This is a genomic window from Methyloglobulus sp. (assembly GCF_964779595.1).
Genome location: NZ_CBAROL010000006.1, coordinates 1 through 21,449, shown reverse-complemented (window position 1 = coordinate 21,449; position 21,449 = coordinate 1). Strand labels below are relative to the sequence as shown.

General features: G+C 45.7%; 24 protein-coding genes and 1 pseudogene. 6 read left to right on the top strand and 19 right to left on the bottom strand.

From position 1 onward, the window contains the following. Positions 1-17: 17 nt before the first annotated feature. The 6 genes from AC1YY3_RS03895 to AC1YY3_RS03870 all read right to left on the bottom strand — a co-directional run bounded on the left by AC1YY3_RS03895 (position 18) and on the right by AC1YY3_RS03870 (position 4,059). The gene (locus AC1YY3_RS03895) at positions 18-680 is read right to left on the bottom strand and encodes a site-2 protease family protein (RefSeq protein ID WP_481824073.1); all 663 of its coding nucleotides are present in this window, start codon (positions 678-680) and stop codon (positions 18-20) included. A 14-nt stretch (positions 681-694) separates the two neighbouring features. Then, positions 695-1,315, bottom strand: coding sequence for an L-threonylcarbamoyladenylate synthase (locus AC1YY3_RS03890; protein WP_481824041.1), 621 nt, complete (start codon positions 1,313-1,315; stop codon positions 695-697). A gap of 293 nt (positions 1,316-1,608) precedes the next feature. Continuing rightward, on the bottom strand, positions 1,609-2,262 hold the full coding sequence (locus tag AC1YY3_RS03885; protein WP_481824040.1) for a homing endonuclease associated repeat-containing protein: 654 nt from the start codon (positions 2,260-2,262) through the stop codon (positions 1,609-1,611). 50 nt (positions 2,263-2,312) lie between these two features. Continuing rightward, on the bottom strand, positions 2,313-3,083 hold the full coding sequence (locus AC1YY3_RS03880) for an SDR family NAD(P)-dependent oxidoreductase (RefSeq protein WP_481824039.1): 771 nt from the start codon (positions 3,081-3,083) through the stop codon (positions 2,313-2,315). Positions 3,084-3,101: 18 nt separating this feature from the next. Next, positions 3,102-3,494: a VOC family protein gene (locus AC1YY3_RS03875; RefSeq protein ID WP_481824038.1), complete on the bottom strand. Its 393-nt coding sequence runs from the start codon at positions 3,492-3,494 to the stop codon at positions 3,102-3,104. 100 nt (positions 3,495-3,594) lie between these two features. Next, positions 3,595-4,059, bottom strand: coding sequence for a peroxiredoxin (locus tag AC1YY3_RS03870; protein ID WP_481824037.1), 465 nt, complete (start codon positions 4,057-4,059; stop codon positions 3,595-3,597). 327 nt (positions 4,060-4,386) lie between these two features. On the opposite strand from AC1YY3_RS03870, the gene galU reads away from it, so the two are divergent. Next, positions 4,387-5,268: a UTP--glucose-1-phosphate uridylyltransferase GalU gene (galU, locus tag AC1YY3_RS03865; protein WP_481824036.1), complete on the top strand. Its 882-nt coding sequence runs from the start codon at positions 4,387-4,389 to the stop codon at positions 5,266-5,268. Between the two features lie 105 nt (positions 5,269-5,373). On the opposite strand, the gene AC1YY3_RS03860 is transcribed toward galU, so the two are convergent. The 4 genes from AC1YY3_RS03860 to AC1YY3_RS03845 all read right to left on the bottom strand — a co-directional run bounded on the left by AC1YY3_RS03860 (position 5,374) and on the right by AC1YY3_RS03845 (position 7,538). Next, entirely contained in the window at positions 5,374-5,928 is a 555-nt protein-coding gene (locus AC1YY3_RS03860) for an RES family NAD+ phosphorylase (RefSeq protein WP_481824035.1), read from the bottom strand. Continuing rightward, on the bottom strand, positions 5,925-6,290 hold the full coding sequence (locus AC1YY3_RS03855; RefSeq protein ID WP_481824034.1) for an antitoxin Xre/MbcA/ParS toxin-binding domain-containing protein: 366 nt from the start codon (positions 6,288-6,290) through the stop codon (positions 5,925-5,927). The genes AC1YY3_RS03860 and AC1YY3_RS03855 overlap by 4 nt, the downstream gene beginning before the upstream one ends. A gap of 81 nt (positions 6,291-6,371) precedes the next feature. After that, complete coding sequence (locus AC1YY3_RS03850; protein WP_481824033.1) at positions 6,372-7,025, bottom strand: peroxiredoxin family protein; 654 nt, start codon at positions 7,023-7,025, stop codon at positions 6,372-6,374. A 21-nt stretch (positions 7,026-7,046) separates the two neighbouring features. Continuing rightward, on the bottom strand, positions 7,047-7,538 hold the full coding sequence (locus AC1YY3_RS03845; RefSeq protein WP_482194328.1) for an SRPBCC family protein: 492 nt from the start codon (positions 7,536-7,538) through the stop codon (positions 7,047-7,049). A gap of 201 nt (positions 7,539-7,739) precedes the next feature. Between AC1YY3_RS03845 and AC1YY3_RS03840 the strand changes: the two genes are divergently transcribed. From AC1YY3_RS03840 to AC1YY3_RS03830, 3 genes are all read left to right on the top strand, one after another. Then, a complete protein-coding gene (locus tag AC1YY3_RS03840) occupies positions 7,740-8,168 on the top strand; it encodes a single-stranded DNA-binding protein (protein ID WP_481824031.1) in 429 nt (142 codons plus the stop codon). Positions 8,169-8,359: 191 nt separating this feature from the next. Further along, entirely contained in the window at positions 8,360-9,565 is a 1,206-nt protein-coding gene (locus AC1YY3_RS03835) for an ABC transporter permease (RefSeq protein WP_481824030.1), read from the top strand. A gap of 2 nt (positions 9,566-9,567) precedes the next feature. Further along, on the top strand, positions 9,568-10,767 hold the full coding sequence (locus tag AC1YY3_RS03830) for an ABC transporter permease (protein ID WP_481824029.1): 1,200 nt from the start codon (positions 9,568-9,570) through the stop codon (positions 10,765-10,767). Positions 10,768-10,798: 31 nt separating this feature from the next. Here the strand turns inward: AC1YY3_RS03830 and AC1YY3_RS03825 are convergent, their stop codons facing one another. The 3 genes from AC1YY3_RS03825 to AC1YY3_RS03815 form a co-directional block, all read right to left on the bottom strand. Then, positions 10,799-11,458 (bottom strand): ABC transporter ATP-binding protein, encoded by a 660-nt coding sequence (locus tag AC1YY3_RS03825; RefSeq protein WP_481824028.1) that lies wholly within the window; start codon positions 11,456-11,458, stop codon positions 10,799-10,801. Further along, entirely contained in the window at positions 11,455-12,591 is a 1,137-nt protein-coding gene (locus tag AC1YY3_RS03820; protein WP_481824027.1) for an efflux RND transporter periplasmic adaptor subunit, read from the bottom strand. Before AC1YY3_RS03820 ends, AC1YY3_RS03825 begins: the two co-directional genes overlap by 4 nt. A 229-nt stretch (positions 12,592-12,820) precedes the next feature. Continuing rightward, positions 12,821-13,618: a ferritin-like domain-containing protein gene (locus AC1YY3_RS03815; RefSeq protein ID WP_481824072.1), complete on the bottom strand. Its 798-nt coding sequence runs from the start codon at positions 13,616-13,618 to the stop codon at positions 12,821-12,823. A 20-nt stretch (positions 13,619-13,638) separates the two neighbouring features. Between AC1YY3_RS03815 and AC1YY3_RS03810 the strand changes: the two genes are divergently transcribed. After that, positions 13,639-14,004: a VanZ family protein gene (locus tag AC1YY3_RS03810; protein ID WP_481824026.1), complete on the top strand. Its 366-nt coding sequence runs from the start codon at positions 13,639-13,641 to the stop codon at positions 14,002-14,004. Positions 14,005-14,009: 5 nt separating this feature from the next. Then, positions 14,010-16,019, top strand: coding sequence for an excinuclease ABC subunit UvrB (uvrB, locus tag AC1YY3_RS03805; RefSeq protein ID WP_481824025.1), 2,010 nt, complete (start codon positions 14,010-14,012; stop codon positions 16,017-16,019). 102 nt (positions 16,020-16,121) lie between these two features. Here the strand turns inward: uvrB and AC1YY3_RS03800 are convergent, their stop codons facing one another. From AC1YY3_RS03800 to AC1YY3_RS03775, 6 genes and pseudogenes are all read right to left on the bottom strand, one after another. Beyond that, on the bottom strand, positions 16,122-16,481 hold the full coding sequence (locus tag AC1YY3_RS03800) for a hypothetical protein (protein WP_481824024.1): 360 nt from the start codon (positions 16,479-16,481) through the stop codon (positions 16,122-16,124). Between the two features lie 194 nt (positions 16,482-16,675). Then, positions 16,676-18,226, bottom strand: coding sequence for a fused MFS/spermidine synthase (locus AC1YY3_RS03795; protein ID WP_481824023.1), 1,551 nt, complete (start codon positions 18,224-18,226; stop codon positions 16,676-16,678). A 202-nt stretch (positions 18,227-18,428) separates the two neighbouring features. After that, positions 18,429-18,692, bottom strand: a pseudogene (locus AC1YY3_RS03790) (FAD:protein FMN transferase); the annotation flags it as partial. A gap of 288 nt (positions 18,693-18,980) precedes the next feature. Further along, positions 18,981-19,625: a hypothetical protein gene (locus tag AC1YY3_RS03785; RefSeq protein ID WP_482194327.1), complete on the bottom strand. Its 645-nt coding sequence runs from the start codon at positions 19,623-19,625 to the stop codon at positions 18,981-18,983. 2 nt (positions 19,626-19,627) lie between these two features. Continuing rightward, on the bottom strand, positions 19,628-20,164 hold the full coding sequence (locus AC1YY3_RS03780; RefSeq protein WP_482194326.1) for a GTP-binding protein: 537 nt from the start codon (positions 20,162-20,164) through the stop codon (positions 19,628-19,630). A 25-nt stretch (positions 20,165-20,189) separates the two neighbouring features. Beyond that, positions 20,190-21,254 carry a hypothetical protein gene (locus tag AC1YY3_RS03775; protein WP_482194325.1) on the bottom strand — a complete coding sequence of 355 codons (1,065 nt, stop codon included), beginning with the start codon at positions 21,252-21,254 and terminating at the stop codon, positions 20,190-20,192. Positions 21,255-21,449: the final 195 nt, after the last annotated feature.

Below are 21,449 nucleotides of genomic sequence, written 5' to 3'. Positions count from 1 at the left end.
GGACACATCTCAAGAATTTAATTCAGCCCAGCTAACGACAAAAACAGGTTTTGGGCTATGTACATAGGATAAGCAAGAATAATATTCAATACTTTGGTATACAGTAAAATTAGCAAAATTATGAAACCATATTTCTCTAATTGATTGTATTTCCAAGCCAATCTGGGGGGCAGAATGCCCGTTAGCACACGACTGCCATCTAACGGTGGTATAGGTAACAGGTTGATTAACGCCAACACGAGGTTAATGGAAATGCCTGCAATACCTGTGTAAATCAGCGGTAAAGAAACACTTTCCGCACTTGCACCTATCGTAACACCAATACGGGCAAGTAATGCCCAGAACACGGCCATGAGTATATTTGAAATAGGTCCTGCTAAGGCAACAATCGCCATATCGTGCAAGGGTTTTTTAAAGTTACGGGCATCAACAGGTACAGGCTTTGCCCAACCAAAAATGAATCCCGTGCCAGTTAGCAGCAACAAGCCTGGAAGAATAATCGTGCCTAGCGGGTCAATATGTTTGATGGGATTTAAAGTCAGCCGCCCCAATCTATCCGCCGTGCTATCGCCATATTTTTTTGCCACCCAACCGTGTGCCGCCTCATGCACGGTAATCGCAAAGACGACCGGCAATAGCCAGACGGCTATGCGCTGCACCATTGTTAATTCATTCATTATGGTTTTAATTCCTGTTAATTCAGCATAGCCGCAATGCCTTTGCCTTGCCGTATGATTTCGGGATCATGATCGGTAAATGCGATGATTGTGGTCTCTTCGTACGGTATCACACCAGCATCTATGACCAAATCTAATTCATATTCCAATCGTTCGCGGATTTCGTAAGGATCAGTCAAGCCTTCATCGTCCCCAGGCAATATTAACGTAGAACTGAATAAGGGTTCTTGCAATTCTTTGACCAGTAATTGTGCGATAGGGTGGTTAGGGATACGGATACCAATGGTCTTTTTATTGGGATGTTGCAAACGGCGCGGCACTTCACGAGTTGCATCCAGAATAAACGTGAACGGCCCCGGTGTTAAAGCCTTAATCAGTCGGTGGGCATTATTGCCCATTTTGGTAAATGTAGAGACCTGGGTCAAATCCATACAAATCAACGTAAAATCGTGTTTGTCATCCAATTGCCGGATACGGCGTATTTTATCCAACGCCTGTTTATCACCAATATGACAAGCCAGCGCATAAGACGAATCGGTTGGATAAGCAATAACGCCGCCGTTCTGGATGATTTCCACGGCACGATGAATCAAACGTAATTGCGGATTTTCAGGGTGTATTGCAAAAAACTGAGCCATGCACAGTGACATAAATAACGAAATTGAGTGCAATTATACCCCATATCCCTTTTAACTTTGTGCTATTGCAACCCCGACAATATCAATAGTTTCATAAGTTGTCGCATGTAAGATGCATGTATTAGTAGTGTTTGAGGCATGAAAAGGTGCAAGAACTTATGAAACTATTAATACTTATATCAAAGTAAATAGGGTGCGTTTTACGCACCAAAAACATTGGTGTTTTGAATGTTACCAAATTCGGCAGTCTTTTGGTTTATGGTTTTTTGGTGCATGGAATGCACCCTACCTTGCTACTTTGCTGAGTGAACATTAGATTTTCCAAGGTTACACATCGAGCAGAGTGTTTGCAGATTGTACAAAAACGTTTCGCCACCCTTGCTCCAGGGGACTATATGGTCAACATGAAGTTCGACACCAGGCGATAGAGCAGGGCTTGCCCCGCAAGTGCAGCAAGTAAATCGGTCTCTCTGTAAAACATGCCAGCGAAGCCGAAGCGATGGGTCGCGCGCCGTCTTAGGTTCGTTTACATTTTTTTCTACGGCTACGGGTGCTTCAGTTCCATTAACGTTAGCATACTCAATGAAAGCTTCTAATGCCGCAGTCCAAGAACCGAATCGTCTATTGTAAGGGTATTGGGAAATTGTTGAAGGTGGTTTTGCAAGCTCGCTACGTCGGGGTTGTCGACCATCATGTTGCCAAAGTATCAAAATATTCTCAAATAAGCGCTCATCGGAGATGTTGACTTCATTTGAGAGAGAAAGGCCGACTTTAAGTAGGGCATTGTTCCAAGAACCAAAGCGTCTGTGAACAGTGCTGACATCGTATTGACCACATTCGTTGTATTTCTGCTGAGATACTGTCGAAGCACCGATTATTTCGGCGACGCGCTTTAAGTCAGCCAAAAGTTCAGCGTCATCTACTGGCTGACCAGAAACACGCGTCAATATAAACTTACCTGATGTCGCCTTACACTGTAATTAGGTAATTTCAATATTCAACGCAAAAACCGTCCACCACTAATATCAATCAAAGCACCATTAATATGCGACGACATATCGCTGACCAGGAAAAGCACCGAGCTAGCAACTTCCTCAGCCATTGTATTACGCCCTAACGGGGTTTGTTTGCGGTAGTTTTCCAGCATTTCGGGGGTGGAGTGGATTTCGTGGTGCTGGGTTTCTACGGTGCCGGGCATGACGGAGTTGGTGCGGACGTGCGGGGCGAGTTCTTTTGCCAGGGTGTGGGTGAATACCATCAGTCCGCCTTTGGGTGCGGCGTAAGCACCAGCACCGTTCGCACCGCCGGTCTGTACGGACAAGGACAGCAGGTTGACGATACGGCCGCTGCCGGTATTACGTAAGTGTGGGATGGCGTGTTTGGTCACCAAAAATGCGCTGGTCAGGTTTATATCCAGTGATTTGCGCCAGTTATCCAGGGTAGTTTCTTCGATTTTTGCGCGTTTGACCAAGCCGCCGCTGTTGTTGACCAGAATGTCCAACCGTCCGGTTTCTGCAACCAGCTTATCAACGACCGCATTGGCTTGGTCTTCGTCGGTTAAATCGGCGGGTAACAGCATCCCTTTGAGATTTTGCAGGGCGAATGTCTCCATCAGGGTTTCGGCTGCGTCCTTACTGGTGTGGTAATTAATACCGACAAAAGCCCCGGCTCTGCCTAATGTCAAGGCACACGCCCGACCTATGCCAACTGCCGCCCCGCTTATGAGGGCGACTTTACCCGTTAAATCCAATGTCTGTTCAGGTATCATGCTGATACTCCTATCAAATTAAGACAATGCTTCACCCGCAAAATTAAGTTCTATCTTGATGCCGACGGGATCATACAAAAAAATCTGTGTCATTTCCCTATCCGCTAAAGATCGTTGTTCCAGCGTATGCGGAATATTTTTCTTGCTAAAATCCACCATAAACTCTGCCAAACCGGTACACGCGAAGGCGACGTGGTTAAAATGGATTTTGTCGGCTTCGTTCATCCAGTCTTCGGTGACGGACAAATGGATCACAGGTGTGTTGCCTGCATATAACCACGCGCCATCCCGTTTGGATTTTGCCCTGAACCCTAGCTTCAAGCCCAACACATCCTCATAAAACGCTTTTACTTTAGGCAGTTGTTCTGCGCTAACTTCAATGTTAATGTGGTTTATTCCTGCGACTGCCATAATTTCCTATCTTACGTAACTTGCTAATTTTAATGTTTCAAGGAAGACCTGACTAAGTCCTTCGACAAGCTCAGGACGAACGGCAAGAAGTTCCCCTAATTTACAAAGCTTTAATTTTTTCCAATACAGCCTGGGCATGACCTTCATGATTGACCCCGTACTCCACATCAACCAATTTGCCTTGTTTATCAATAATAAACGTTGAACGCAAGATCGCCATGCTTTTCACGCCGTTTTTCTCACGTTCCCGCCACACATTGTACAGCTCGCACAATTCACCCGACGTATCCGCCAACAAATCCACTTTCAGGCCGAATTTGTCGATAAAAGCAGTATGGCTTTCGCAAGAATCTTTGCTAACGCCGATGACGACTGTATCCAATGCGGCGAATTCGCTTGCCATCGCGGTAAAATCATTGGCTTCTATGGTGCAGCCTGGGGTGTCGTCTTTGGGGTAAAAATATAGGATGACGTTTTTTTCACCGTTGTAATCAGACAAGCTGACCATTTGATGATTTTGATTGAATGATCTGAAATTGGGCGCTGACTGTTGATTTTCTAACATAAAAATCTCCTCAAGGTAATTATCAGTTGATTATTGTTATCTGTACGCACACAAGAGCGTTAATAGCATCATAGTGAGCCAATGGCTGAATGTCCAGCCATAACTTTTGCGTTTTTGGTAACGATTTTTCGTGAATCTGCTAAGGTCTTACTTATTATTAAAAACTTGCTATCCTTCCAGTTTAAGCAGACCAAAAACATAAGCGTTTATCATTGGGAATGCTAGAATTAAACGTATAGGTAGCTAAGATTGCTGTTCGAAATAGCACCCTGAATGCCTGAAGAAATCATTTATTAATCATTATTTATTAGTCACTTAGGAAGACACATGACCAAAAAAGTTACCAAAGTCGTTTTTCCCGTTGCTGGTTTAGGCACACGCTTTTTGCCCGCAACCAAAGCCGTCCCCAAAGAAATGCTGCCTATCGTGGATAAGCCACTGATGCAATATGCTGTGGAAGAATCCATTGCAGCAGGTATTGATACGATGATTTTTATTACCGGACGTAGTAAAAATTCCATTATGGATCATTACGATAAAGCGTATGAAATGGAAAAGGAGCTCGAAGCCAGAAATAAAACCGAAATCCTTAATTTGCTGCGTAGCATTATTCCGCCCCATATCAAGTGCGTATTTATCCGCCAGCCTGAAGCGTTAGGGCTGGGTCACGCGGTTTATTGCGCCCTGCCTGCGGTCGGCGACGAACCGTTTGCTGTCATCTTGCCTGACGACCTGATAGAAGACGGTGAACGTGGCTGCATGAAGCAAATGGTCGATCTTTACGCACAAACCCAGATATCTATATTAGGTGTGGAAAGGGTAGACCCTTCCGAAACCGACAAATACGGCATCGTCAGGACGGGGGAAAGCAACGGTTCTTACGCGGCTATCGAACATATAGTCGAAAAACCGAAACCGGATGTCGCGCCTTCCAATTTGGCAGTCGTAGGCCGGTACATCTTGAATCCAGGCATTTTCGACAAAATTAAAAACACCGGGCGCGGTGCAGGTGGCGAAATCCAGTTGACCGATGCGATAGCCGATTTAATGAAAGACGAGCAAGTTTTGGCTTACGAATTCGACGGAAAACGTTACGATTGCGGTGCTAAACTGGGCTTTTTAGTGGCAAATGTGGAATATGGACTGCTGCATAAAGAGCTAAAAAACGACTTTAAGGCGTATTTGAAGGATTTTGTGGGAAAGCTATAGGGCTACTAGGTTGAGGTACGAAACCCAGCATTTCCGGCTACTTGCTGGGTTTACCAGCCCAGCCTACAGACTATCCTACGAATTATTTTTAAACGACAAAAACGCTCAATCCTGGCTTTTCTTCCCAGCGTGCCAGGATTCCACAGACTTCGGTAACCGCCCTAAATCGTCGATCACCGTAATGCTATGCGGTTGGGTGTCCGACCATTCCCACAACACCAGGTTACGGTTTTCTTCCTTACAACCCGGTGCAAAACTTTGCACGATTGCGCCGACCATGCCCATGCCATGCAATTTATCGGCGAGTATCCAGCTTGGTGGTTCCATATTTTGTGATGCCAACCCTTCCCAGGCGCAAGCCAAGCTTGCCGTCGTTTGCCCCAGTAAGGCTTGAATTTTGTGATGCGTTAAATCGACCAAATCGGTGCATTCGACTTGATAAGCGACTAAAGTCATGGGCTGCGGTTTGAATGGAAAGCCTTGTTGCGCCTCCATCCAGGCGGTGGTTGGGTCTAATGAGGTGTACAGTGCGTTTTTGCCGGAGCGGTTAAAACGTCCGCCGTGTCTTTTAGCGCCTTCCCCCGAAAGCGGCTGGTAAGACCACATTGGGTGATGGGCGCGGTAAACGATCCCAGAAAAATCAATAGTGGGTATTTTCAAGCATAGCCGCCGTCGGCAATTCGGGAAAGATAGGTTTTAACGGCATCGGCACGGCCTTCTTTGACGAGATCTTCAGCGGTTTTATCGCCAAAGGAAGATAGCGGTTGTGATCGAAACCAGGCAAAAGCACGACCTGAACTACCTGACCATTCCGTTACACGGTTGATGATTTCGACGGTATCCCTTAATCTGGCTTGGGTGGCCTTACTTTTGACCCGTGCGCTTTTGGAAACAGAATCATGCGACAAGCCGGTAACATCTGCCAAGTCATGTTGGGTAATATGCAAGACTTTGGCAAGTGCATTCGCAGCTACGTAACCTTCGTTGTTGATAACTGAATGTAAGAATTCAACGTTACTCATAATGCCTCTTATTTTGTACGTAATTATGGCATTATTGTAGGGCATTTTTGTATTATTTCAACATCAATTGCAAAGAACCGATTATTCCTGCAATAAGTTTTGCACCTGTGTTTCAAGCTCTGGATGTGAGCCAAACGCGCAATCCCTCAGTATTCCGTTTTTATCGACCAAAATGTGGGACGGCGTCCCTTTCAGGTTAAACAGCTCAAAAGTCTGTGCGTGATATTCCAGTTTTTGCAGGTAACTTCGGACTTGTTGCAAGACTTTTTCTTGATATGCTTTGGGTTGGTTTCCAAAATTGGGCAGTTGTTCCTCAATAAAGGCGTTTACTTCATCTTCACTGGCCTCAGCATCCCGCTTTATCAGCCTGTCCATCGCCAGCGGAAAAGGGATGCTAAAAGGTAAACGCCCATCCACCAGGATGCCGTGTTGGTTTAACATAGCTAAGGTTTCGCCGATGACTTCGCGGTCTTTGACGAGCCGAAGTAGATTTTCCAGGGTGTTTTTGTCGAAATCTTCAAATGCGGTGGCTATGCCAAGCACGGTTAAGCCTTTGCCTGAATAGCGTTGGTGCAAGCTTATCGCTTGCGGCAGGGCGTACAGGAAACAGCCTGGGCAATTGACCTGAAATACTTCCAGCAACACGACTTGGCCTGTAAGTTGGTCGAAATTGGTTGGCTTACCCTGAACCCAGTCAGATACTGAAAATAAGGGGGCTTTTTGACCTATACGCACTTTTATCAAGGTATTCGGTTTTTACCTGCCTGCTTCCACTACCGCTTTTAATGAAGCCAAACCTTGCTCAAACATGCCGCCGCACATTTTGTCGCAGTTCATGAATAAGCCCATGACTTTAGCCATGAAGTTGTTGATTCCGGTCATAGTCCAGGTCACGGCAGTTTGATCGCCATCAGGCTTGAAGGTAAATTCTGCGATGTTGGTAGCTTTCATCGGCTTCAGGAATTCAAGCCTGAACTGGATGAAATCGCTAGGACGGCTTTCGGTGACGGTCATGCTGCCTACGCCGACCTTGTTGTTGCCAGCCCAGCTCATTTTTGCATCGACTCCTTCCGATGGGCCTTCAAAGGAATTTTTGGCATTGGGATCGAGCTTTGCCCAAGGCGACCACGCCTCCCAGTTTTGTAGGTTGTTGACGTGGGGGAATATGGCTGAGGCAGGCGCAGTTATTGTGCCTGTTCTGGTAATACGAAAATCGTCTGGCTGCCTGTTTGCGAGTACAAAAACCACTATGATTCCAATTATTATTAAGAATAGTATGATATTGAGCATGGGATTTTTCCTCTTAGTTTATTGTGGTGCACTCTAACTATATACCCTGAAACAGCATCATTCAATTGGTGAATACAGCGATTGGGCATATTAGCTATTGGTCATATAGCAAAACCCAATGATAATATCGGTATCATTAACTTAACTTATGAGAAATCAATGAGCAATGTATTCAGTTTTACCGGAACGGTCGGCCGCGATGCGGAAGTCAGGTACACCCCATCGGGATTGGCGGTATTGAGCGTGACGGTCGCCAACAACATCGGCTTTGGGGACAAACAACAGACTTTATGGGTACGCGTGGCACTATTTGGTAAACGTGCCGAAGGTGGCTTGCAAAATTATCTGAAAAAAGGTCAACTAGTATTTGTCTCTGGCGAATTGACCCAAAACGAGTACAAAGCCAATGACGGTACGATGAAATCCAGCTTGGAACTTAATGCCAATATTATTGATTTACTTGGCAAAAGAAGTGAATCCAGCCAACCCCAGCAAGCCTATCAAGCATCAGAAAAACAGCCATCGACACCACAAAGCGGTAGCCATGATAATTTTGACACACCTTATGATGACGATATTCCGTTTTAACGGATGCCTGAGTCAGCTACTGTAAAAAATACAATTAAGCCCATGAAATAATTGAATATTTATCATTAAAATATTCGTCATGACATCAGGGTAGCGATATTGTCTGCTAAATGTTCGAGTGTCGCTTTGGTATGCTTTACCTGATTTCGTAGCTTCTGAAAAGCCATTGGATACCGATTTTTGAGACTTCTATGCTTCCTGCGGACACCTTCCAACATGCGTTAACTTCTATCAAGTCCCAATGGCTTCGGACGGTGCTGATTATATTGGCGATGAGCATAGGTGTGACTTCAGTAACCGTGCTGATTTCCTTGAGTGAAAGCGCACGTACCTACATCGTCAATGAGTTTGAAGCCTTGGGTACGCATCTTGTCATTGTTCTACCAGGGCGAACTGAAACCACGGGCGGCGCTCCGCCGGTGTTTGGTGAAACACCCAGGGATTTGACTTTAGACGATGCGGAATCTTTGTCGCATAGCCCTTATATTGCTGCGATTGCGCCGCTGACGATTGGTTCTGCGCCCGTTACGGCGGCAGGGCTAGAGCGGGAAACCAATGTGTTTGGTTCGACGCATGAGCTGCTGCGGGTACGGCATTTGACTATGGCGCAAGGCAGTTTTTTGCCAAAAACGGAATCCAATGAAGCCTTGTCCGTTTGCATAATAGGGCAAACGATACGCGAACAGTTATTCGCCAATACGTCCGCGCTTGGGCAATGGTTGCGTATTAACGACAGGCGTTTTCGTGTTGTTGGCATCCTGGCTTCGGAAGACCAATCAGTGGGTGTTGATTTTGATGAGATGGTGATTATTCCGGTTGCATCCGCCCAGGCCCTGTTCGATACGCAATCCCTGTTTCGTATTTTGATCGAAACCAAATCCAGGGACGCGATGATAAAAGCAGTTGATGATGTCAAAAAAATCATAAAGCTACGTCATGAAGGTGAAGAAGATATTACTATCATCACGCAAGACAGCGTGGTGAGCGCGTTCAATAAGATCCTGATTGCGCTGACTATTGCAGTCGCAAGTATTGGCGGCATTAGCTTGATTGTAGCGGGTGTGCTGGTGATGAATGTCATGTTAGTCAGCGTTACCCAGCGGACTGCTGAAATCGGTTTGTTAAAGGCATTGGGCGCATCCCAAACCCAGGTGCAGTGGCTGTTTTTGGCGGAAGCGGTCTTATTATCGTTGGCGGGTGCGCTGGTCGGTTTGCTGTTCGGTCAATTGGCAATTGCACTGTTGCACGTTGTTTACCCGAAATTTCCTATTGAGCTACCGAACTGGGGATTGCTGTCCGCATTAGGTGTTTCAATTTTGACTGGCTTGATTTTTGGTGTTTTGCCTGCGCGTAAAGCGGCAAGACTTGATCCTATCATAGCATTAGCAAAACGATAATCATGCACTTCATCGACATACTGCGGCTGTCATTTCGGACGATCACATCCTATAAATTGCGCTCTGCGTTAACGTCGTTAGGATTGATTATCGGTATTGCTGCGGTCATCATTTTGACCTCATTGGGCCGTGGTCTGCACAGTTTCGTCATCGCTGAATTTACCCAGTTTGGGACGAATATCATCGGCATTCATCCTGGCAAGAAGTCCACGTTTGGGCTATCTGCCGCTACCATGAACACGGTAAGACCCCTATCAATGGCAGATGCCGCTGCTATCAGTAAGTTGGGCGGCATTGTTGCCGTTGTGCCGGTGGTGCAGGGCAATGCGCGGGTTGAGACCGACAACAAACAGCGGCGCAGTAATGTCATCGGTGCTGGGGATGCTGTCCCGAAAGTATGGAACATTCGTCCAGCGCTAGGTCAGTTTTTGCCTGCTGGTGAGGAAACAAACCCGCGTGCCTTTGCCGTCCTGGGGGATAAGCTGGCTACCGAATTATTCGGGCAAACAAGTCCATTAGGAAAGCGCGTACGTATCGGTACTGATCGTTACCGCGTGATTGGCGTGATGGAAAAAAAAGGCCAAATGCTGGGTTTTGATATGGATGACACGGTCTACATTCCCGCCGGAAAAGCCTTGGAGATGTTCGACAGGGAAAGCCTGATGGAAATAGATTTGCTGTATGCCAATAACGTATCCGTCGCGACCTTGCAAAACAGTATTAAACGGTTATTAGTCGCCAGGCATGGCGGTGAAGATTTTACCTTGATTACCCAAAACCAGATGTTAGAAAGCATGGATTCAGTCCTGAATATTTTGACGCTAGCAGTGGCGGCTTTAGGTGGAATTTCATTATTGGTCGGTTCTGTTGGGATCATCACTATCATGACGATTGCCGCATCAGAAAGGGTATCGGAAATTGGCTTGCTCAAGGCAATAGGTGCGGAAAGGAAGATAATATTCAAGTTGTTCTTGTTTGAAGCCCTGACATTAAGTGCGGTGGGTGGCGTAATAGGCGTTATCGCCGGGATTGGGGTGGTCGGTTTAATCGGTATCCTAGTGCCAGCTCTTCCTGCTGAATTGGCGTGGGCGTACGTTGCAGCGGCATTTTTGCTTTCTTTGCTTATTGGCATTGTTTCCGGGGTGATGCCTGCGATCAAGGCTGCCCGTTTAGATCCCTTGCAAGCATTGCATTCTGAATAAACAATCTCCTGCCATACGAGTTTCATCCAAGCTATGCAATCTGCCCATCAACTATCCTGATCCTGTGCGGCGCACGATTACCTAATGCTTGGTCGTGGGTAATCATCACCAAGGTAACACCTTGCTTATTAAGGCTTTCCAATAGCTCCATAATTTCCAGGCCGGATTTGCTGTCGAGGTTGCCTGTGGGTTCGTCCGCCAACACTACTTCTGGGCGCATAATCATTGCCCGCGCAATCGCCACCCGTTGCAGTTGTCCGCCGGACAATTGGTTGGGCTTGTGGTGCATTCGATCCTGGAGATTAACGGCGACAAGAGCTTCCTCAACCCGCCGCTTGCGTTCTTTGCTGTCGATACCTGCCAATATCATGGGCATTTCCACGTTTTCTGCGGCGGTCAGGCGGGGAATGACGTGAAAAAACTGGAACACAAAACCGATGTTTTCCCGGCGTATTTGTGCCAGTTCATCATCGCTGCGCTTTATCACATCCAGATCGTTCAACACGTACCGCCCCGAAGAGGGTCGATCAAGCAAGGCGATAATGTTCAATAAGGTGGATTTGCCTGAACCTGACGGACCCATTATGGATACGTATTCGCCCTTGTTAATCGTGAGGTTGATGTCATCCAAGGCGTGGACGGTGTGTTCGCCGACCTGAAAATAACGGTGGATATGCTCCAATTGGATCACGGCTTTTCCTTGACGAATGTTCCAGCCACCACGCCATCTTGGCCGATTGATTTGACGATTTTATCGCCGACATTCAGACCAGATAGCACCTCTACGGTATTCCAGTTAGTCAATCCTGGCTTGAAACTGCGTTCTTCCAACAAGCCATCGTCTTTAACCAGCAATACGCGGTTATTTTCCATGACGGCTTCCGCCGGAATACGGACCGCCTGCGGCTTGCTGGTCAGCAAAACTTCGATGTCGGCACTGTAGCCGGGCAACAATTCTTTCAGGTCTTTGGGATCGGTCAGTTTGACTTCGACCTCGACAGTACGCGCCTGCTTTTCTTTTTCCAGCACATACGGGGCAATTCTGGACACCGTGCCGGAACAGCGTTTTTCCGCAAAGGCATCGAGTGAGACACACGCTGTCATCCCTGCCTTGATTTGCGGTGCATCGACTTCATCAATGGGCGCGGAAACATATAGGCAGCTAATATCCATCAAATCAATGGGCGGCAATGTCAATATTCCGGGCGGCGAAGGTGTAACGAATTCACCCAATTCCGCATTAATTTCTGCAATTGTGCCGTCAAAAGGCGCGAATACCAAGGTGCGTTCAACTGCCGCTTGTGCTGCATCCTTGCTTCTTTCGCTTACCGTAACGCTTTCTCGTGCAGCATTACAGCCTGCTTGTTTGGATTTGGCAGCAGATACTTTGCTATCTACCGCTTCTTCAGACACGATATGATTATTTTTGAACAACTTGGAGATACGTTGCGCTTCTCTCCCCGCATTTGCGCCCAACTGGCAAGCCTGTTCTGCGGTTGCTTTATTTGCTTTGATTTGTGCTTCTTGTAACTTAACCTGATCTTTTAAATCGGCATTCCACACTTCCAGCAATAATTGATTTTGCTTAACTTGATCACCTTCCTTCACATGCAGTTTTGCCACTTGCCCACCCGTTGCTGGCGCAAGAAACGCTCGTCGGCACGCTTTCACCGTTCCTACCCGCGTATTGGAAACCGTCGATTTAACTTCTCCTTTTTCGACCGTATAGACATCAACTTCTATAGCTACGGGCTGCTTTTTGTAAAAATAAGTCGCAATAAGCCCGATAAGGATAATTGCGATTAATAGATAGCGTTTTCTCATTTGCACATTCCGCTGTGGAAATTAACAATATTTTATTAACTAAAAAACATCCAATTTGAATCCGCCTTTTGTAAAAGTTCGCGTTATTTTTAAGGACACTGTGATTTTACCGTGGATTTACTTTTTCAGACCAAATTTGCCTAATATTGAGCAATGTCAAATTCTTGCAGGTCTGCGGTTTCTAAACCCATAAGTCCTAATCGCTCCGAGGCAGCATTTTCAATCCTTATCACCCCATTTCCAACCAATCCAATTCAGCATCCGAAAAACCCGCAATTTTCCGCATTTCTCGGTTAAATGGCCCTTTGGGTTTGCCGCCTCGGTAATACTGGGTTATTAATGCTTGGTATTGGGTTTCTGGCTGTAGCCCTTGCTGGTTGCAGAGGGTTTTAAACCAATATGAACCACGTTCTACATGCTTAACTTCATCACTTAAGATGCGGTTTAAAATCGCTACTCCAGCAGTATCTTCCTGAGCAGCAAATTTAGTAATGATGGCGGGCGTTACATCCAGCCCCCTTGCTTCCATACAACGGGGGACTAATGCCAATCGCGCCAATAAATCATCTGCCGTCTCAACTGCGTGATCCCACAGACCACCATGTGCAGGCAAGTCGCCGTATTCGACGTTTAAACTGCGTAAATGTTGCCTGATGAGTTCAAAATGCTGGGCTTCTTCATCGGCAACGCACAGCCAATCCTGATAGAATTGCTCTGGCAAGCCACGAAAGCGGTAAAGCAAATCCCAAGCCAAGTAAATCGCCATGAATTCAACATGGGCAATGGCGTGAAAAAATGCAATTACGCCTTCTGGTGATGTTATCTTGCGCTTGGGCATATTGCGCGGGGCTTGCAAAATCGGCTTTTCGGGGAATTTTACCCCTCCAATCGCTTGTACCGCTTGGTTTGAACTAAAATCCAATTGACCATTATCTAACAACAACTTGGCGTGATGGGTTTGTGCCAGTTTTTCATCGATAGTGGGATTATGGAGACAGGCTTCGGCTATCTCAAATATATTGTTCATCATGCAATTTAATACGGACTATGCTTAAAATTATCGATATTCTGACGTTGCTACTTTACTGCGCGGCAATTTTCTGGCTTTCACACAAGCCATCATTGCCTATACCCATGCTATTCGAATACCAGGACAAACTCCACCACGCAACGGCTTATTTTATTATGGCGATGTTGGCATGGCGCACTTTCCGGCATTTTGTTACACCGCCTTTTATACTGGCAATTGTCAGCGTTGTATTTTGCAGTTTATACGGAATCTCGGATGAATGGCATCAATCATTTGTGGTAGGTCGAACAGCCGATGCTTGGGATTGGGTGGCTGATACTTTTGGTGCATTTATGGCGATAGTTTTGCTGACACGATTTTACCCTTATCAAAAACTGAACTGAACAAAGTGGAAAAGCCATTCAAAATCCACAGCCCATTCCAACCCGCTGGTGACCAGCCCACGGCGATCAAGCAACTGATCGAAGGCTTGAATGATGGCGAAGTACATCAAACTTTGCTGGGCGTAACCGGTTCGGGCAAAACTTTTACCATCGCCAATGTCATTAGCCAAGTGCAACGCCCCGCCATGATTATGGCACCGAATAAAACGCTGGCAGCACAATTATATGGCGAAATGAAAGAGTTCTTTCCTGAAAACAGCGTGGAATATTTTGTCTCTTATTATGATTATTACCAACCCGAAGCTTATGTACCCGCCTCTGATACCTTTATCGATAAGGATGCTTCCTTAAACGAACATATCGAACAAATGCGGCTATCTGCTACCAAAGCATTAATAGAAAGAAAAGATACCATTGTAGTCGCAACCGTTTCTGCAATTTATGGCTTAGGTGAACCGGAATCGTACTTCCAGATGGTATTGCATCTGGTAAAAGGCGATATGATTAAGCAACGGGATATTCTGCGACGGCTTGCCGAAATGCAATATACCCGTAACGACATTGAACTGCGCCGGGCAACTTACCGAGTACGCGGTGAAGTGATCGACATTTTCCCTGCCGAATCCGAACAGGAAGCCTTACGGGTTGAGTTATTTGATGATGAAGTCGAACGATTGTCCTTATTCGACCCCTTAACTGGCGAAATCATCAGCCGGATTGTCCGTTACACAGTCTACCCTAAAAGCCACTATGTCACGCCCCGCGAGCAATTATTATCTGCCGTCGAATCAATCAAGATAGAACTTAAAGAACGCTTGGCTTATCTGTATTCTGCCAATAAGCTGGTGGAAGCCCAACGCCTGGAGCAACGCACCTTATTCGACCTAGAAATGATAATGGAAGTTGGCTACTGCTCGGGTATCGAAAATTACTCGCGCTACTTATCCGGCAGGCAAGCGGTTGAATCTCCGCCCACTATGTTCGATTACCTGAGTGAAGATGCCTTGGTGATTATCGACGAAAGCCATGTTACCCTGCCGCAGATTGGGGCCATGTTCAAAGGCGACCGTTCGCGCAAAGAAACCTTGGTGGAGTACGGTTTCAGACTACCTTCTGCGTTAGATAACCGCCCCCTGATGTTCGACGAATTTGAGGCAAAATCGCCCCAACGCATTTATGTCTCGGCAACACCAGGGCCTTATGAGAAAGCCCATTGCGGGGATTTTGTCGAGCAGGTCGTCAGACCGACGGGCTTGCTTGACCCCATCGTAGAAGTTCGTCCTGCCTCAACCCAAGTTGATGATTTGCTTTCTGAAATCAATAAACGCGTGGCGGTAAACGAACGCGTACTCGTCACCACCTTAACAAAACGGATGTCCGAGGACTTGACGGAATACCTTTCGGAACACGATATTCGGGTGCGTTATCTGCATTCCGATGTCGAAACCGTGGAACGCGTCGAAATTATCCGGGATTTACGTTTAGGCAAGTTTGACGTTTTGGTTGGGATTAACCTGTTACGCGAAGGGCTTGATATTCCCGAAGTGTCTTTGGTGGCTATCCTAGATGCCGATAAGGAAGGCTTTTTGCGTTCCGTCGTCTCACTGGTACAAACCATTGGCCGAGCCGCCAGAAATTTGCACGGCAAAGCTATTTTATACGGCGATAAGATCACCCGCTCGATGCAGCAGGCGATTGATGAAACCGACCGCCGACGTGAAAAACAACACACGTTTAATCAACTGCACCACATAGAACCGAAAAGCATCAACAAATCCATCATCGACATCTTACAAATCGCCATTCCAGGCTCAGGATTGCCCGGATTCAGCAAAACTCAAGGAAAAATCGCGGAAAGCGCAGCGGAATATCAGGTAATGTCACCCAAACAATTGGGCAAAAAATTGAAGCAACTTGAAGATTCCATGTATAAACACGCCAAAAACCTGGAGTTTGAACAAGCCGCTAAGATCAGGGATGAAATTAAGGAGCTACAGGAACGCGCTTTGGTTTGATTGTTTTGTGGAATTGAGGATTTTATTAAGCCCCCAAACACTACTCACATTTTAAAAAATGTGCATCCTTGCACTGCACTAACAAGGTGTATTCAATACCTATTAGTTATGAAGATTGATTACAATCCCTGCCCCATCTGCCGATTTGATTTTTCCGGCTTCTGGTTCTTGCGACATAATAACCTTACCTTGAAGCTCAACCGCTCTTGTTCTGTTTTTGCTATTGTTGATAAGGGCTTCTGGTGATTCCCCCTGCACTATCGCCAACGTTTCGGGCAAATCCTCAAAGCTCACAGTTCTCAATGGTACTGTCAAATCCAAAGGCTTTTGTTGTTTTGCTTCTTCAATAGAGGGATGATTTTTTGTTGATGATGCGTGATTAGGTATATGTTTCTTAAATCCGGTCAGAAAAAAACACGCCACAACCACAAAACCGACTAAAACTGAACGAAAACATTTCATCTTGACATCCTCACTCTGGATAGCAGAGTTAAATCGATTAGCGTTTTATAACTGAAAAATATAAAAATAATATTTATATACAATAGGTTATGAAAACTATTTAAAATAAATATTAAATTCTTCTTAAGTTTAGCAGAGAATTTTATTCTGTCAGTGTCAAGCTGTGATTTGGGTTAAATATTTCAGGACAAACATTACCGCACTAACAAATCATTTCCAAACCAGTCCACCAAAACGTGGCGGTAATGCTCAGATTTATGGGTTTGTAAGTGTTCCAAGGGATTAAGATTATCGGTCAGAATAATGCCATTACTGGCATCAACGGTGAATTTACGCTTGTTTAGCCAATCAGCTTGTTCGGCATTGAGCGAGGGTGAAGCTGAATCAATCGGCTGACTGCTGGCAAGAAATATATAATCATTGAAATCTTCACCCGGTTCGGAGACAAACAAAGATTGGTTCGGAAACACTTGCGCGACAGTTTTAGCAACGGAAGCTAACGCTTTTTGGCCTTCGCCTTGACCGAAGGCAACAAAATTAAGCGCGACTATGCCTTGCGGAGACAATAATCCCTGCAATTGTTGCAAGGTTTCCACGGTCAACAGATGTGACGGTTCCGAACCACCCGTAAAACAATCGTGGATAATCAAATCATACGGCCCAGTCAAATGCCGGATTTCATAGCGGGCATCGCCCACGATTGCTTTACCGTTCGATTTAAAGCCGAAATAGTCTGTCGCCGCTTGCGCGACAGCAGGATCAATTTCCAAAGTATCGGTCACAATACCGTATTTGTCACGCAGTGCCATCGCCATGTGTCCTGCGCCCTGCCCTATCAATAAGGCTTTTTTGATTGTCGGTTTGATTGCCGGAATTAAGACAACTATATCCTGATAAGTCAACCGGTTAGCACCATCAGAAATGTTAGCAGCACCAATCATGGAGGCATCAGAGGTGAGAAATCGCAAATCGCGGCTACTTTGCTCGATGACACGAACATAGCCATATAAGCTTTCACGCTCCGAAAGCACGTTAAAACGTCCATCAGGTGGAACATGTCCCGCACCGACAATTTTTGGCACCAAACACAAACCTGCTAACGCAAGAATCGTACAAGGCAAAACAGCAATGGTTTTGCCAAAGCGTTTCTGTTCAAACACAGCAACGGCAACGGCAAGTACGAACAACAACAACCCCAAACTCACCAGAATTTGCCGCGAACCTACCCAAGGGAACAGAAAAAAACCCAGTAACAAAGTGCCTATTACACTGCCCAAGGTGCTGACCGCATAGATAGTGCCGGAGCTGCTACCAACCCCATCCAGTTGTGATGTCGCCAATTTGATGGCAAACGGCCCCACCATACCGAGCAAAGTCAAGCTGGGGAAAAACAACACCAGCGCACTGGTAAATGCGCCACCGCGTAAACCCAACGGGTCGGTCGCCAGTAATACCGGACGTGCTGCCCAGGGAATTAGTAAAGTGAATATCGCAGCCAAAGCAATAATCAACGACAATCCGGTACGTTGCGCCCGGTCAGCCCAACGCCCACCGACAAAATAGCCGACCGCCAAGGCAATCATGGTGACTGAAATTAAGGATGACCAGACGTAAAGACTGGCACCGTAAAACGGCGCTATTAGTCGAGCTCCCAACAATTCGATGACCATTACCGATGCGCCAGTCAGAAATACGATGAAATAAAGCCAGGTTTTGCTGTGGCTAGTGGTAGTACTGTCAGTCATTATCTTTTAACCTAATTATTATTTTGCTTATTTTCAATTTTTGGAATCTCTTAACAAGTTGATTCCATTCATGGTTCGACGACCAGCGGAAGTGCATGCGGTGCAAGCTCGCCGCTAACGGCTCAAACTTTAAAAGATCCAATCAATAGCTAATGCACTGGAATCTTAATATATTGAGGTTCGTATTTAGTCAAAAACTATCTTACCCCATTGAGCCGCCCGTTTCACCGTGGGTATCCACCCAAAGATGAGGTAAACCCAAATTCTGCAACCATTCAGTTCCTTCACCTTCCTTAAGCATAGCTATTGTCGATGCACTGCCTGCCACCACACAAAAATCACCGATCACGCTAACTGCCGCCAGATGCCGCACCGGCCATCCTGTTTTGGGATTTAACACATGCCCATAGCGTACGCCATCAACGATGATGCAACGCTCATAATCCCCGCTACTAGCGAGTCCACCCTTTTTACTAAAAAATAACTTAATAACTCCGTAATAACACTATTCTATTGAAATACAATAATAAACACTTACGAGTTTAGTCTATTTGTCGCTTTTGTCACAAAATTCATGTCCAATTAAGTTGTGAAAGCCGCCGCTATTTTTTTGATATTTGTGACGAAGTTCTCAAAAAATATCATAGCTCCAAATGCAGGATTACACAAAATTTATGAATGGTGGTAACAATTTACGTCACTACCTTACAATTTTGTCAGGTTGACGTGAAACTCACTCAGATAACTGCCCAAGTCAGCCCACCTTTTCCGCATAACGTATGGATAATGCCCATATCAAATCGACAAATTCCGGCTGATTAAAATGGGGAACACCTGAAATAACTAAAACAAAGCGATTTTTACCGATAAACAGCGGCCAAAAGCCGATCTGGTTGTTACCGAATACGTCGATTATTCCCCAGGAATGATTAGCTACACCGAGGTTATTCATCAACACGCCAGAACGCCGACTATGAACAGTTGCCAGTTCTGCACTCAGACCTGATAGCTCTTCCGCGACTTCGTGTGGAAAGCCGTGGCTGGCAAGATAAAAGCCCTGCATATCAGCCAATAATACCTTGCCGCTTTCAGACATTTTACTGAGCAAATCAGGTAGAATATTTTCAAGCAGATCAGATGGATAGCTGCGTTCGGCATTCAAGCCTTGTACCCAGCCCAGCTTTTGACATTGATGTAGTAGCTCAAGGCACTTTTCCGGCTCATCAAGACCAGTCATTTCTTGGAGTTTATCAAGATTTAACGCCTGAGTTACCGGCTGCTGGAGCATTTTCCTGAGAAATTGCCGAGACTTATCCGTGTCACCAGAGGAGACAGCATAAAATGCACCGGCTGGCGTGGGGTATAAAAATAGACCTTCGGATAGGGTATAGGTACTCATAATTATTCTGCCAAGCCAGGATCCAAAGAATAGAGCAATGATTGTACCAGCAAAGATATATCTTCTTTGACTCTTGCATCAACTGCAAAAATCGGCGGTTTCAAATCTGAAATTTGCAATTGAGCGTGGTAGTCGGCAATGGTCGGCTTGCTGCTGATGTCCATTTGCGTAACACCGATGGCAACCCCAGTTTCGCCGATATATTTCTTAAACGCCTCCAAAAAGAAGCGCATATCTTTGAATGGATCGGCTCTGGTATTGTCCAGCAACAAAACCAAACCAATCCCGCCAGTAACGAGGATGTCCCACATGAAGTCGAAACGCTCTTGGCCTGGCGTGCCGTAGAGATGAATTTTCTCACCATCGTCAAGATTCATAATGCCATAATCCATCGCAACAGTCGTTGCAGCCTTTCTGGATTTGGTCATATCACTTGCGGCGGCATCGGTTTTAATCGGTGGCACATCGCTGATGGAATTTATCGCGGTGGTCTTGCCTGCGCCGACGGGACCGGTAAAAATAATCTTATATTGACTCATGATCTCGATGTTCCGTTATACCTAATTAATTACCGCGCAATTTACTCATAATGCGACCCAACAATCCCTTAGCTTTACTTGGTTGAATATCCGGCGCTTGCACGAGAACATCCTCCGCCCTTCTTGCCTGACCAACCAAACCGACGGCATACGCAGCACTGACAAACACAAAGACATATTGCGGTCTGATATTGAGTGCCTGAGCGACATTGACCATCGTCCTAGGACCTTGAATGAGCAAGGATGCAATTCTAAGTGCATGGGGCGTAATCACTAAGCGGGTAAAATTAGGCCAGTTTTTTAAGTAAATCGGTAGTTTGAAGTCAATTTCTTGGGGATAGCGTCCCCTTGAAGTCCAGCACGCCAGCTTCCATAAAAACGCGTCCATGTTTTGAAACTTATCCAAAGCACCGCCTATATCCATTTTTTGTGGGTCTACTGGTGTAAGAAACAATTCTGCTGTCTTAGTCTTACGATTGAGCTGTATCCCCGCAAAACCTTTCAGCTCAATATCACCCGCCTCCAGCCAAATTTCTTGGGTTCGTGGAAATAAGGTAATCGGCCACCAGCTAGATTCCAGCAACATTATTTGATTGTTTATCTTAGCTTCTGCAATAGCGGCTTGGAAAAAACCTTGAAAGTAGTCTTTGGGATTGTAATTAGCATCGTTGATAAATTGCTTAGGTCCATTTGCGTCAAGCCCGTCAATTCCGCCAATTAGCTCATTAAAGCTTTTTTCATCCAGCCGCATCGCAGTTTGATGTTTTGCTGTTTTGCTGCGCTCACCCTGATCGGCTACAAAGGTTTTAAGTACGGGCTGTTCCGGTTCGACTGGCGGTTGCGTCGCTTCTTCAGGTTTAGTTTGCGGTACTGGCGCATCTTGATTCTGCGTCAAACTGTAATTGAACAGATCCAAAACATCTTTTTCAGCCGCTTTTGGATCTGGCGGCATGACTCTTTCCGCCGCTTTTATTGAACGTTCAGCGATAATGGTTTTGGCTTGCTCCAAAACCTTTAGCATTTCGCTGGTTTTTACCGGTTTGGTTACGTTTAGTATCCCTTCTTGTACAAAATCCTGTACTGAAAACACGATTACAGGCTTGTTGCTGTTGCTCTGACTATTCTGTTCTAATAATATTTCTTAGATTCAACTCATAAGTGCAATTCATTTTAACGTGATTGAAAGAGGTTAGCTGATATAGTTCAAGGCTTTTTCAATCCGACCAAAGATGAGGAAGCTTATGAAAGGTTATAAACAGCTAACCCAGATACAAAGATACCAGAT